Raw genomic sequence first — 12,915 nt, forward strand, 5'->3', positions numbered from 1 at the left:
TACTCCTATTATTTATCTTTGCGGAACATTTCAAGCATACGTTTGGTCACGGTAAAGCCACCAAAGATGTTAATGCTTGCAATGAGAACAGCAATGAATGATAGGAAGGTAACAACGCCATTACCCTGACCGATTTGTAGCAGTGCACCTACTACGATAATGCCCGAAATCGCGTTCGTTACAGACATTAGAGGAGTATGCAGTGCATGTGTTACGTTCCACACTACGTAGTAACCTACCACACACGCCAACACAAACACGGTGAAGTGAGACAGGAAAGCTGCTGGAGCGACAGACGCTACCCACGCAAACGCACCAACGCCTACTGCCAGTGCACCAAACTTCTTAACTGGAGACGTTGGTTCTTCAACTTTAGCTTGTGGCTTAACAGGTTCTTGTGGTTTAGCTTGTGGCTGCGCAGACACCTGAATCGGTGGTGCAGGCCAAGTAACCTCGCCTTCTTTCACTACAGTGACACCGCGAAGAACAACATCTTCAAAATCAATGTTGATGTTGCCATCTTTCTCTTTGCACAGCAGCTTTAGAAGGTTTACAAGGTTGGTCGCGTATAGCTGAGAAGATTGCGTTGGTAGTCGACCTACCATATCGGTGTAACCAACGATTTTCACGCCGTTAGCCGTTGTGATGACTTGATCTTTTACAGTGTATTCACAGTTACCGCCATTTGCTGCTGCAAGGTCAACGATAACGCTACCGGCTTTCATACTATCCACCATCTCTTTGGTGATTAGCGTCGGAGCCGGTCTACCCGGAATTAGTGCGGTGGTGATGATGATATCAACGTCTTTAGCTTGCTCTGCGTACAGCTCAGCCGCTTTTTTGTTGAACTCATCTGACATTTCTTTCGCGTAGCCGTCGCCTGAGCCCGAGTCTTCTTTGAAGTCTACAGTCAGGAACTCTGCACCCATCGATTCAACTTGCTCTTTTACTTCAGGACGAACATCAAAAGAGCGAACGATAGCACCAAGACTACCAGCAGCGCCGATCGCCGCAAGCCCCGCAACACCGGCACCTGCAACCAACACTTTCGCTGGTGGAACTTTACCTGCTGCCGTAATTTGACCAGTAAAGAATCGACCAAACTCATGTGCAGCTTCAACCACGGCACGATAGCCGGCAATATTAGCCATAGAAGAAAGTGCGTCTAATGCTTGCGCACGAGAGATACGAGGAACGGCGTCCATTGCCAGAACGTTAATGTTCTTGCTAGAAAGTTGTTCCATTAACTCTGCATTTTGAGCAGGCCAGATGAAGCTTACTAGTGTTGCGCCATCTTGTAGTAATGCGATTTCGTCGATGCCTTTCTCTTCATCCACGAGCGGCGCATTGACTTTAAGGATTAAGCCTGATGTCCATACTTCTTCACTAGATACAATTTTCGCCCCTGCGGCTTCATAAGCTGCATCGTCGAAACTGGCTAGCACCCCCGCTTGAGATTCGATAGCGACATCGAACCCCAACTTAATTAACTGCTCAACCGACTTTGGTGATGCAGCTACTCGCGATTCACCTGCGAGTATTTCTCTAGGTACACCGATTTGCAAAACGCATACTCCTTGTATACATATCAATAATTAGTCCCAAAACAGAGCGTAGCTCTACTCTAATTCTTTTTTATTTCTATCTGTTTACGACGCAAGATAAATGCAAACGAATGATGGTGTTTGGGGTCACCCACTTGCATAGTCACATCTTGACTAACAGCCCTGTTATTATTCTGTTTTTATCTAACGTCAATCTTGACTTCAAGTGTTTTGTAATAAAAATACTAAATTTCATTACATATAACGCCACGGAATGAATAATTCTCCACTTCGCGCTGAAAAATAACAACGATTAGCATGACTAAGCAGAGGTCTAACCAGACACGCTCTAACTGCTTATTTAACAGATATTTAAGCCTAAAAAAGAAAGAGAGCCATCAGCATATACACTAATGGCTCTCTTTAAGATGATTCGTATCAAGTTGCAGTGAATTCTTAATCGAAGATCTTTTCACCCATTTGGTCAATAAACATCTGCGATTTTTTGAGCATCAGTTCATTGGCGTCTTGCTCTGAACCCAATAAATCAGAACGGATAAAACGATGTGACTTCACTTCGCCATCAAAGTCTTTTTCGATACGTCCAGCAATACGGTACTGACCGCCTTCTGAAAGGCTTTCTTGATAGATTAGGTACCCTTTGTACTCAACTGGTTCAACCGTTTTTACTTCAGCAGCTTTTTCACTGCCACCGAACAAGCGTGAAAAGAATCCCACGGTTCCTCCTTGGGGATGCCCACTATCTGTACCTTCTCTTAGATACTAATGAACATCGATTATTTTATGTTGACGTTGAGGATCGGTTTTTCGAACCAATCCAGTTCTTTGTCTTCATCATAACTGGTATGGGACAAAATTACAGGCACATCATTGTTACGATTTTTGCGTCTGTCTTCTAGGATCATTGCCGCTGCATTTTGGACTGCGATATCAACACTTTGCTTAAACTGAGCCAGCTTTCGCTCAGGAAGTGCAGAAAGAAAATCGATGTCGTGTCGAATATAAACCGGTTTTAACTGTATAAGCGCGAGACAGGCAATATCGGCGAGCTGCTCATTGTCAAACTCATCGATATACTGCTCTGAAGCAAGCACCTGTCCTACCAAAGTTTCCATGTAATTGTGTACGTCTGAACTGATCTGCATCGATTTTCTCCTTTGTTCAACACTTTGAAAGTATAGCACCCACAAGTTACATGCAACTTGTTGATTGCTCTTAATTTAATCAACCTCTCTCTTTTTGTAAGCATTGACTGTAAAATGCTTGGAAATTTCCTAAATATACGTATTCTTGTTAGTTTTGAAAGCATGTGAATTTATACTGTTCACACGCGGTATTAATTGAATGCTTAATGTAACTCATTAGATATATTCAACTATTTGAAGGTAATTTGTAGTAGATGGCTTCATCTTTAATGACCTCCCCAGGCTTTAGGTTTCTATTCCCAATTTTGTTATTGGGTATGGTCAGCGTGGGTATGGATAGCATTATTCAGATGACTCAGTCGAACTGGGGAATCGCTGCAAACTTGCCGTATATTTTGCTCGGCTGTGCACTACTAATGTGTTACTCGTTCAAGCAAGGTCGCGAGTCCATGGTGTGTATCGCGATGCTCCTCGCTTATTTTGTGATTCAGCACCGCTTACAAGTACCACTTCAAACTGGCACAGCTCTTTTAGAGCTTACCATCCTCGCAAGTTTGCTTCCTGTGTCTTTCTTAGCTGTTTTTCTCTTCAATAAAGAAGGCTTCGATTCACGAGCAACCCTAACGTACATGTTGATGTTGATCCTGTTTGTGTTTTGGTCTTACGTAACATTGACGTATTACGTCGAAGGCGGCTTTGAACAGTGGACTAATGGTATCTTGTTTATCGTACCGAGTATCTCCAAGCTTCCTTTGGTCTTGGTGCTTTACTGCATTGGCATTGTTTGCTTTCTTGGAATCTTGGTGCTTAAGAAGAACAAGATCATCCATGCAATGACCTATTCTGCAATGGTTCTGGCATCAGCAACGTTTATTTTCTTCGATGTTCAATACATATCTAGCACCATGTTCACGCTAACTGGATTGTTGATCATCATCTATTCAACATCAGCAAGTCATCAGCTGGCATTTACTGACAGCCTGACGCTCATCCCAAGTCGTCGTGCATTAGATTTAGACTTAAAACATATGGGGCGAAAGTTCACCATTGCGATGCTCGATGTGGATCATTTTAAGAAATTCAATGACACCTATGGGCATGATACTGGTGATGATGTATTGAAGATGGTGGCTTCTCGCCTAATGAAAACCCAGGGCGGCGCCAAGGTATACCGCTTTGGTGGAGAAGAGTTCACGATCGTTTTCAAAGGCAAGTACACCGAAGATTGCGAAACGCATGTGGAAGAAGTTCGCGAACTGATTGCACAATATGAAATGATTCTACGCGATCAAGACAACCGTCCTGAAGATAACAAACAAGGTCGTAAAAAACGTGGGAATACCGTTCCGAAGAAGAAAACCGTGTCAGTAACGGCAAGTTTTGGTGTGGCAGACAGCCGCAGTGCTCGCAATCCTGCTGATGTTATTAAGTTAGCGGATGACGCCTTGTACAAGGCGAAAAAAGCAGGCAGAAACTGCGTTAGGTTCTGCCACGCTTAATCCGTATGACATCAATGTACGGACATTATGCTTGGTTGAAGAAAAGCACCAAGCTTCCCCCCTTGAATGCACTACCATAGTTCAGGCTCATCCCCACACCGATGTTAACGACAAACGGAATTTTGACTGGAGGAGTCATCAACCAGCCCATACTTGCTTCGTAGTAGTGGTCTGTGTTTAACGGCTTTTTCGTGTCTCCACCAATGTCTACACGATTAAAACTGGTATAAAACGATTGGACCATATTTTGCCAAATAGCCAACCGATAGAAGACTTTCACGCCATTGACCCAGTACCAACCTTCGGGATTAATAGCATCATCTCCCTTCCCTAGATTGATGCCAAAACCATTGAAATAGTGCGGTGAGGACCAAAAGTACCACTGTCCAAAATGACCGTAAGGGCTGTATTTTACAGTCGCGTTAAGTTCACCAACCATAGCTACAGAGCTCGTGTTGACATAAACGCCATCAATCTGGTCTCTATAGTCTTCTAATGTATCACTCCGGTACGCATAATTATTTTGGTAATACATGACGTGTGTACCTGCCGCCGCGCTTAACGTTACATTTCGGTTGAGATACGCTTCCTGTTCGACTTCTAAGTAGCCACCAAAAGTCAACTCATCCATTTCGTCGGGTGTACTCGACTCAAATGCGGATATTTTTTGTTGAGCAGACAGTAAATACCCCCTTCCATTTACCTTAGTTTGATAAGGAGAATAACGATAATGGTTAACGGGAACACTGAATGGCAAAGACATCACAGAGACTTTTTTTCGTAAATCGATGGATTCACTGTCACCCAAAGATTCATCATCAAGGTTAAGGAACTCATTAGGGTCGAAGTTTGAAAATCCAAACGTGAAAACGTCGCTGTCAGAAAGCACAATGCTGGATGCAAAGTTATAATCGAACTCTTTTTGAAGTTGTTTTTGAACCGTACTGGAATAAGAAGAAGTAGAGGCGAAAACCATCGCCAGACAAGCCAACTTACGCATAACTCTTATGTGTTTGCTATCGCCGTTCCATGACTTGGTTTATGTGCTTATGTTCCTATTAAGCAAAATGGGGCGCGATTTTGGCTTGGAGAAGAAATAAATGCAAATGTTTTCTTTATGCCTAGGAGGGGTTGCGTTTTCAAGCGGTTTTATGCTGGTTTATTAAGCAGTATTTGTTTGGAAGGCTAAACGACACAGTCCTTGCCTCGCCTAAAATAATTTTGACTAGGCGTCCCTCATCCGAACAAAATTCAACCGAGAGAGATAGACTGACTCCACTCTTGATTAAAGAACAAAACCAAACTGCCGCCTTTGAGTGCGCTGCCGTAGTTGATCGTCAGACCTAGTCCGACATTGTCAATCCAATCGGATTTGAATGGCGGTGTCATCAACCAGCCGACGCTTGCTTCATAATAATGTGAAGTATTCATCGGTTTACTGGTATCGCCACCTACGTCTACTCGATTGAAGCTTGTATAAACAGACTGAACCGTGCGACCTACCTTAGTAAAATCATAGAAAAGCTTTACGCCATTGACCCAGTACCAGCCCTCAGGGTTACCCACATCGCCATTATTACCTTCGCCCCAGCCGGCACCGTAAAAATAATGCGGCGAAGACCAAACATACCATTTCCCCCACTTTTCATTTTCTAAGTATTTGAGCTCAGCATTAACTTCACCAACCAATGCCCACGCATCGGTATTGAGGTATATGCCCTCTAGATAGGGCTTCAAGTTATCGAGAGCATCGCTACGGTAATCATAGTCGTTGCGATAATACATAAAATGGGCACCTGCTGCGGTGCTTAGCGTGAGGTGTTCAGAGAGAGTGTCTTGACGTTGTAGTTCATTGTACGCGCCTAGAATCAATTCTTTGTTTCGGTCAGGTCTTTTATCATCGTTTACCGTGACATCTTGATCAATACTGAGTGCGTACAACCTGCCTTTTAAGTTGTATCGAGCCTTCGTTTGTTCGTTGTCAGTCAGTGAAAGGTGATAAGGTAGCGTCGAAATTGCGACCTGTTTTCTCAAATCAATCGAATCTTGGGTACCAATATCCTCATTGTCGATATTTAGGTATTTGTTTGGGTCAAAATCGTGAAATCCTAACGTAAACACATCACTATCGGATAAGACGATGCCAATTGCGAAATTACGCTCAAACTCTTTTTGTAAGGTTTGCTGTACTTGCGCTGAATTTGCAAAAGTAACAGTCGAAATAAGTGACAATGTCACTAGCATGCATCTCATTCTATCGTGTTGATTTAACTTGCATTTACTACAGTGTACGTATTGCGACCTAGCGACTTTGATGTGTAAAGTGCTCTATCTGCAGTCGCATATAATTCAGCGACATTATCCTTACCTGTTGGCTGAAATGCAAATACACCCTGTGACACTGTCACTCTATTTGCAACGCTAGAGTATGCATGTGGGTAATCTAAGAAGTACATCGCTTCTTGGATTCGCTCCGCCTCTCTTTCTGCGGTCTGGGCGTCTGTACTGTTCAGTAAAATGACAAACTCTTCACCGCCGTAACGACCTACATATTCCCCTGAACGGCAGAATGTCGCTTTGAGTTGGTTTGCGATTGCTTGTAAGCATCGATCCCCCTCTATATGACCGTAGTTGTCATTAAATGGCTTAAAGAAGTCTACATCGAGAAGAATTAACGCCATCGGCATATGATGGCGACCATGCCACGCGATCATGGTTTCAAGTTTATGATCGATATAGCGTCGATTATACAGCTTTGTTAAACCATCTTCGTTCGCCTGTTGCTGCAGACGTGAATTCATTTCTTCAAGTTGCGCGGTTGCTTGCTTCAATTCACGACGCATGTGGGCAATACGCTGCATTGCCATAAGTTTGGAATTGAGCACCAATTTGTCGACCGGCTTTATCAAATAGTCATCACCACCCGCCTCTATCGCTTTCGCGATCATTTCTGGCTCTTCATGGCTACTTAAGAAGATAATAGGAATCCAATCCGGGAAGGTTTCTCTGATATGAAGCGATACTTCGAAGCCATTCATGTCGGGCATCGCAATGTCGAGCAATACGAGCTCTGGGTCGAAGCTTTCATAGGTATTGAGTGCTTCCAGCCCGCTTCCAACGGCTTTAACTATATGACCTTGTTGTTTTAATCGGATAGCCAACTGCATTCGGTCTAGTTGAACATCATCAACTAACAGAATGCGCATCGATGTCCCTGTCGGTTGCATAGCGCGTTCCATTCTTTTATCAGTCTTTATTAAACATATATCATACTCACAGACTTGTTGCATTACGCGACAAATTTAGTGCTATATTTTTTTGTTGAACGGTCACGTAATCAAATAGTTCTTATGGTAGCTATTTGATGCATTTGGTATTAATATTCCCGCCTTTTGTAACGAGAGCCACTGTAATCTGGTTACACTATGCACTAAAAGTAATGTGCGCACTTATGTACTAACAGGACTTACCATGTCAGAAGCAACTAACAACGAAAGTAAAAAAATCGATCTAGAAACTATTTCTCCAGAACTGCGCAAAGTTATCGAGTTTGACGAAGTTCCTGAGCAAATGTTCGAGATGGTTACCTCTATCCATGAAGTGTCTGAAGAAGCTGTTCGTGCATCTTGGGATGAAATGCCAGCGAGTGCACAAAACATTCTGGACAACTTCGAGCAATTCCACGCTCTAGTATCTGTTGGTCAAGCTTTTGCTGGCCTAAATGTAATGGAAGAATTCCCGACACTAAATCTGCCAGAAAACATGACAGATGAAGACAAAGAAGACTACCGTGCTCAACTGCTAGACAATGTTCTACACAACTGCGTGAAAGACATGGTTAAGCAACTTAAGAAAGCACGTCGCGATCCTCTTCTTAAACGTGAATTCAAAGAAGTATTCGTGAAGTAATTCCGAAACTCTTCAAAATAAAGGCCGCATCTGCGGCCTTTTGTGTATTTGAGGTTCTGGTAATCAGTGATGAGCTAACGCAATATCTCGTTGTGTAACACTTACGCCTTTTATCTGAGCGTAGACGGCATCGCCGACTTTTAGGTTCAAATCGTCCAATGCCCATGGCGTAATCGTTGCCCACAAATGGCACTCTTCATCTAGTTTGAGCGAAACGGTAATACTTTGCTTGTCTTCACCTGTATTCAGCTCTTCTATGGAAGCGACTGTTGCTGCCAATACGTTACGAATAGAGGTGCCAACAGGCTTCTCTAATGCAATAGAAACATCGTTCGCACGTACTTGAAGACGAATTGGCGTATTAGGTTCACCATCCACCTTTTGAACCCACAAACAAGCACATGGCGCGAGTTTTACACACGTCAATGCGTACTTATCATGATGCGTTGCGATCTTTCCTTCAAACAAACTACTGTGGTCTGAGAACGACTGCCAAGGGCGCATGGCATGAGAAGCCCACACATCTTCTAACTTGCCAGACATCATGATTCGCCCCTTGTCTAGAATCGACAGGTGCTGCGCTAAACGTAAGATTTCTTGCAAGCTATGCGTAACGTATACGATTGGAATATTGACTTGCTCAGACAGCTCTTCCAAAAATGGCATTACTTCACGCTTACGCGGCATATCTAGAGACGCCAAAGGTTCATCCATCAAAAGTAGATTAGGCTTGGAAAGAAGCGCTCTTGCAATAGCGACACGTTGCTTTTCACCACCGGATAAAGAGATTGGAAAGCGTTTCAGTAGCGGCTTAATAGCGAGCAGTTCTGTCACCTTATCAAAATAATCTTCATCTTTTTCCACGACACCGTAGAGTAAATTGCCTTTCACGGAGTAATGCGGGAATAAACGCGAGTCTTGGAAGACATAACCGATTCTGCGTTTATGCGTGGGTAAATTAATGCCAACATCGCTATCGAAAAGAACATGTTCCCCAATGGACACTTTGCCTTGTTGGGGTGTGACCAATCCGCTAATCACATTGATTAACGTTGTTTTTCCTGCTCCTGATCGACCAAATAAGGCACTTATTCCGTTACCCGGTAACGCCAAGTCAATATCAAAGTCAGTTTCGCCAAGTAATTGTTTAAATTGAATTTTGATACTCATCGCTTAGCTCCCAGACGTGAAGCCGCTTTACGATTTAACCATTCAGAGATCATTAAGGTCGACAGTGCTAAAGCAATGGAAATAACGCACAAACGAGCAGCTTCTATCTCTGCTCCTGGCGTTTCTATGAAGTTGTACATCGCCAAAGGAATGGTTTGGGTTTCGCCTGGTATGTTAGAAACAAAGCTGATTGTGGCACCAAATTCACCAAGGCTACGGGCAAAAGACAACATCGTTCCGGTAATAATTCCGGGAATGGTTAAAGGCAATGTGATCGTAAAAAACACCTTCAAAGGTGATGCGCCTAACGTCGATGCGGCATGCTCAAGTTTTGGGTCAACATTATCTAAACTCAGACGGACGGAACGCACCATTAAAGGTAGAGCTACAACAACACAAGCAACCACCGCTCCCTTCCAGTTGAAGCTGAATACCAAACCAAAATGTTCATATAGCCAATTCCCCAAAAAGCCTTGGCGACCAAGCGAGATCAGCAATAGATAACCTATTACTACTGGCGGTAAAACCAATGGCAGATGGATCAAGCTGTCTAGAATAGACTTACCTATAAACTCTTTTCGTGAAAGTAACCAAGCAAAAGCAATTCCCAAAGGAATCAACCACAGGACAGCATATGCTCCAACTTTAAGGCTCAGTATTAAGGCTTGGTATTCAAGTTCTGTCACTCTATGCCCTTTTTATTGAAAACCGTACTGTGCAAACACTTTTTTAGCATCGTCCGATTTCAAATACTCGAAAAATTGCTCGGATTGCGTAGAGTCTTTAACAATCGCTGCTGGGTAAATGATGTCCGCGTGAGAGTCATTTGCAAACTCGCCCACCACTTTTACTTTATCTGTTAAAAGTGCGTCCGTCTTATACACCACGCCCAATGGGGCTTCGCCACGTTCAACGAGCGCTAAAGCTAAACGAACGTTCTTTGCAGGTGCAATTTGGCGTTCTAGTTTCTTCCAAACACCAAGGTTGGTGAGCGATTCTTTCGCGTACATACCAGCAGGAACAGATACAGGGTTACCTAAAGCGAGACGATTACCTTCTAATGCTTGGTTCCATGCATTTGCATCTGAAAAATCAAAAGGCTCGATTGTTGAGGCTTTTGGTGCAATCAAAACTAGGCTATTTCGCACTAAATTAGTGACACTGTCATTTTTTACTGCTTTTGATTTTACTAAGTAATCCATCCACTTAGTGTTTGCCGAGATAAAAATATCTGCAGGTGCGCCGTTTAAAATCTGGCGAGCGATAGACGAAGAACCCCCATAAACAGGCGTGACCGTTACGTCATACTTTGTCTCGAATTGTTGTGCAATATCGTTGACCGCGTTGGTCATTGACGAAGCTGCGTAAACTTTTAATTCAGTTGCTGCGTTTGCTGCTGATGAAACGCTCAATATTGCCACTAGGCAAGCATGTATTTTCCATGCTTTCATAAAAACACTCCGGTTCTAGGCAGGCAGAAGTTGAAACTGTGGAGCTATCTGTCCACTTTTATTTGTGCTTCAAACAGTTAAAAACTGGTTTTATTTGAACAGAAAGTCAAGATTCATATGTTGTTCTATCGCATCCGCAATGCGATTAATGCCCTGTTCTTTTAACTCTTCAAAGTCTTGTTGTTTGATTTGAGTGCCGTTTACCCACTCTGAAACCAAGCTCAACACGTCTGCCTCATCGAAGAACCCGTGTAGGTAAGTTCCCATAATTTGGCCACATTCACTCAGCGATCCTTCTGCCTCCCCAGAATTTAACTTGAGAGGTTGAGCGCTCTTAACTTCAGTTCGACCAACGTGAATCTCATAGCCTTTCACGTCTGCTGTCTTACCGTTTAGGCAAAGCTGCGCTTGTGTATGCGTTAACTGTTTACTGTCGGTTAGAGTTGTAGTGATGTCTAACAAACCAAGACCTTCACTACAACCAGGCTGACCCTCTACGCCATTTGGGTCGTCAATTACGTTGCCAAGCATCTGGTAACCACCACAAATGCCAATGACTTTGCCACCCAGACGGATGTGACGTTGAATATCTTTATCCCAGCCTTGGCTACGTAGATAATCCAAATCGTCTCGAACTGACTTAGTACCCGGCAAGATCACGAGGTCGGCTTTGTCGATCTTTTCGCCCTTGCCAACGTAGCGAAGGTTAATGTCTGGATTAAGACGCAACACATCAAAATCGGTGTGATTACTAATGCGGGTTAATACTGGTACCACAACATTGAGTTTCACTTGTGAAGACAGCTCTTGCTGTGCCGTAATGGCATCTTCTGCTTCGAGGTTTAGCCCGTGAAGATACGGCAATACACCCAGTACAGGCTTGCCCGTTTTCTCTTCTAACCAATCCAGACCAGATTCAAGCAAGCTGATGTCGCCACGGAAGCGATTAATCACAAAGCCTTTGACGCGAGCTTGTTCAGATTTGGATAGTAACGCTAGCGTCCCATACAGATGGGCAAACACACCACCACGGTCGATATCCGCGATAATAATAACGGGTACGTCGGCTTCTTCTGCAAAGCCCATGTTGGCGATGTCATTTTCTCTTAAGTTAATCTCTGCCGGACTGCCTGCTCCTTCAATCATGACGGATTGGTATTCATCCACCAGTTTTGAAAATGAGTCCAATACGGTTCCCATTGCCACTTTTTTGTAATCATGAAATCCGACAGCATCCATGTTCGACAAAGCTTTACCTTGTAAGATGATCTGTGCACCTGTATCGCTGTTCGGTTTGATTAGCACTGGGTTCATGTGAACGGTTGGTTCGACATTACACGCTTGCGCTTGCACTGCTTGAGCACGCCCAATCTCCCCACCATCTTTGGTTACTGCACTATTTAAGGCCATGTTCTGTGGCTTGAATGGGGCAACCTTTATCCCTCTACGGGCTAGTACACGGCATAAACCTGCCACAAGGACGCTTTTTCCGGCATCAGAAGTCGTGCCTTGTACCATTAATGAAGGGATTGGTGATTTCATGAACGTTTAATAAGAGAAAAAAGAAGGTGAACAATCATAACGTTATCTCAGTATCGGACTCAAGAAAATGAATCGAATATGAATGTTCGAATCAGTAATGGTTCAAATACGGTTTGTTTTAATAGCACCATCAAAAACGAACACCTATATAGAGAAACCAAATTATGAAAAATACTGTAATCGCTACTATCGCTGCACTTGCTATCGCTCCTACTGTTGCAATGGCTAAAGACCACAACCACGGTCAATCAAGCATCCAATTTAATGGACCTGTAACGGTAGAAAAGGTAGATGCGTTGATCAAAGAATCAAGCATGTTTACAGAGAAAGACGTTGTCGTAGAAGGCAATCTACTACGTCAAACTCGTGCTGACCAATTTATCTTCAGCGATGGCTCTGGCGAAATCATGGTTGAATTGGATGATGATATTCGACTAACAACTCCTATTGACCAAACCACAAAAGTACGTCTATTCGGTGAGTTTGAAGGCGGAAGCAAACCGGAAATCGAAGTCGAACATTTAGTTGTGATGTAGTTCTGCCCTTTCAACGCCAATTTGGGCAATAAAACATTGATCATGCGCACTTTGTCCTAGTGCATAGGGTGACGGGAAACACCTATAATGATATTTTG

The 12,915-nt window shown here is 43.4% G+C and carries 13 protein-coding genes; 3 read left to right on the forward strand and 10 right to left on the reverse strand.

Annotated elements, in window-relative coordinates; genetic code table 11:
- Window positions 1-8: 8 nt before the first annotated feature.
- The 3 genes from J4N44_RS21840 to J4N44_RS21850 all read right to left on the reverse strand — a co-directional run bounded on the left by J4N44_RS21840 (window position 9) and on the right by J4N44_RS21850 (window position 2,710).
- Window positions 9-1,565, reverse strand: coding sequence for a Re/Si-specific NAD(P)(+) transhydrogenase subunit alpha (locus J4N44_RS21840; RefSeq protein ID WP_252045785.1), 1,557 nt, complete (start codon window positions 1,563-1,565; stop codon window positions 9-11).
- 435 nt (window positions 1,566-2,000) lie between these two features.
- Window positions 2,001-2,282: an HlyU family transcriptional regulator gene (locus J4N44_RS21845; protein WP_005446863.1), complete on the reverse strand. Its 282-nt coding sequence runs from the start codon at window positions 2,280-2,282 to the stop codon at window positions 2,001-2,003.
- Window positions 2,283-2,341: 59 nt separating this feature from the next.
- Window positions 2,342-2,710 (reverse strand): late competence development ComFB family protein, encoded by a 369-nt coding sequence (locus J4N44_RS21850; protein ID WP_005446871.1) that lies wholly within the window; start codon window positions 2,708-2,710, stop codon window positions 2,342-2,344.
- A gap of 254 nt (window positions 2,711-2,964) precedes the next feature.
- On the opposite strand from J4N44_RS21850, the gene J4N44_RS21855 reads away from it, so the two are divergent.
- The gene (locus J4N44_RS21855) at window positions 2,965-4,209 is read left to right on the forward strand and encodes a GGDEF domain-containing protein (RefSeq protein WP_110415810.1); all 1,245 of its coding nucleotides are present in this window, start codon (window positions 2,965-2,967) and stop codon (window positions 4,207-4,209) included.
- A gap of 25 nt (window positions 4,210-4,234) precedes the next feature.
- Here the strand turns inward: J4N44_RS21855 and J4N44_RS21860 are convergent, their stop codons facing one another.
- The 3 genes from J4N44_RS21860 to J4N44_RS21870 form a co-directional block, all read right to left on the reverse strand.
- Complete coding sequence (locus tag J4N44_RS21860; protein WP_252045124.1) at window positions 4,235-5,209, reverse strand: Solitary outer membrane autotransporter beta-barrel domain; 975 nt, start codon at window positions 5,207-5,209, stop codon at window positions 4,235-4,237.
- A 251-nt stretch (window positions 5,210-5,460) separates the two neighbouring features.
- Complete coding sequence (locus J4N44_RS21865; RefSeq protein ID WP_252045125.1) at window positions 5,461-6,462, reverse strand: Solitary outer membrane autotransporter beta-barrel domain; 1,002 nt, start codon at window positions 6,460-6,462, stop codon at window positions 5,461-5,463.
- A gap of 14 nt (window positions 6,463-6,476) precedes the next feature.
- Window positions 6,477-7,436 carry a diguanylate cyclase gene (locus J4N44_RS21870; RefSeq protein WP_005446879.1) on the reverse strand — a complete coding sequence of 320 codons (960 nt, stop codon included), beginning with the start codon at window positions 7,434-7,436 and terminating at the stop codon, window positions 6,477-6,479.
- 244 nt (window positions 7,437-7,680) lie between these two features.
- Between J4N44_RS21870 and J4N44_RS21875 the strand changes: the two genes are divergently transcribed.
- Window positions 7,681-8,118, forward strand: a complete 438-nt coding sequence (locus tag J4N44_RS21875; RefSeq protein ID WP_005446880.1) for a DUF3069 domain-containing protein — start codon at window positions 7,681-7,683, stop codon at window positions 8,116-8,118.
- 63 nt (window positions 8,119-8,181) lie between these two features.
- On the opposite strand, the gene modC is transcribed toward J4N44_RS21875, so the two are convergent.
- The 4 genes from modC to J4N44_RS21895 form a co-directional block, all read right to left on the reverse strand.
- The gene (modC, locus tag J4N44_RS21880; protein ID WP_101905362.1) at window positions 8,182-9,288 is read right to left on the reverse strand and encodes a molybdenum ABC transporter ATP-binding protein ModC; all 1,107 of its coding nucleotides are present in this window, start codon (window positions 9,286-9,288) and stop codon (window positions 8,182-8,184) included.
- Window positions 9,285-9,974, reverse strand: coding sequence for a molybdate ABC transporter permease subunit (gene modB, locus J4N44_RS21885; protein ID WP_009696664.1), 690 nt, complete (start codon window positions 9,972-9,974; stop codon window positions 9,285-9,287). The genes modC and modB overlap by 4 nt, the downstream gene beginning before the upstream one ends.
- A gap of 12 nt (window positions 9,975-9,986) precedes the next feature.
- Window positions 9,987-10,739 carry a molybdate ABC transporter substrate-binding protein gene (modA, locus tag J4N44_RS21890; RefSeq protein ID WP_252045126.1) on the reverse strand — a complete coding sequence of 251 codons (753 nt, stop codon included), beginning with the start codon at window positions 10,737-10,739 and terminating at the stop codon, window positions 9,987-9,989.
- 90 nt (window positions 10,740-10,829) lie between these two features.
- Window positions 10,830-12,281 (reverse strand): cobyric acid synthase, encoded by a 1,452-nt coding sequence (locus tag J4N44_RS21895; protein WP_038898948.1) that lies wholly within the window; start codon window positions 12,279-12,281, stop codon window positions 10,830-10,832.
- A gap of 164 nt (window positions 12,282-12,445) precedes the next feature.
- Here J4N44_RS21895 and J4N44_RS21900 point away from each other — a divergent pair, with 164 nt between their 5' ends.
- Window positions 12,446-12,817, forward strand: coding sequence for a YgiW/YdeI family stress tolerance OB fold protein (locus J4N44_RS21900; protein ID WP_005446886.1), 372 nt, complete (start codon window positions 12,446-12,448; stop codon window positions 12,815-12,817).
- Window positions 12,818-12,915: the final 98 nt, after the last annotated feature.

It is taken from the genome of Vibrio sp. SCSIO 43155 (assembly GCF_023716605.1).
Lineage (GTDB): Bacteria > Pseudomonadota > Gammaproteobacteria > Enterobacterales > Vibrionaceae > Vibrio > Vibrio harveyi.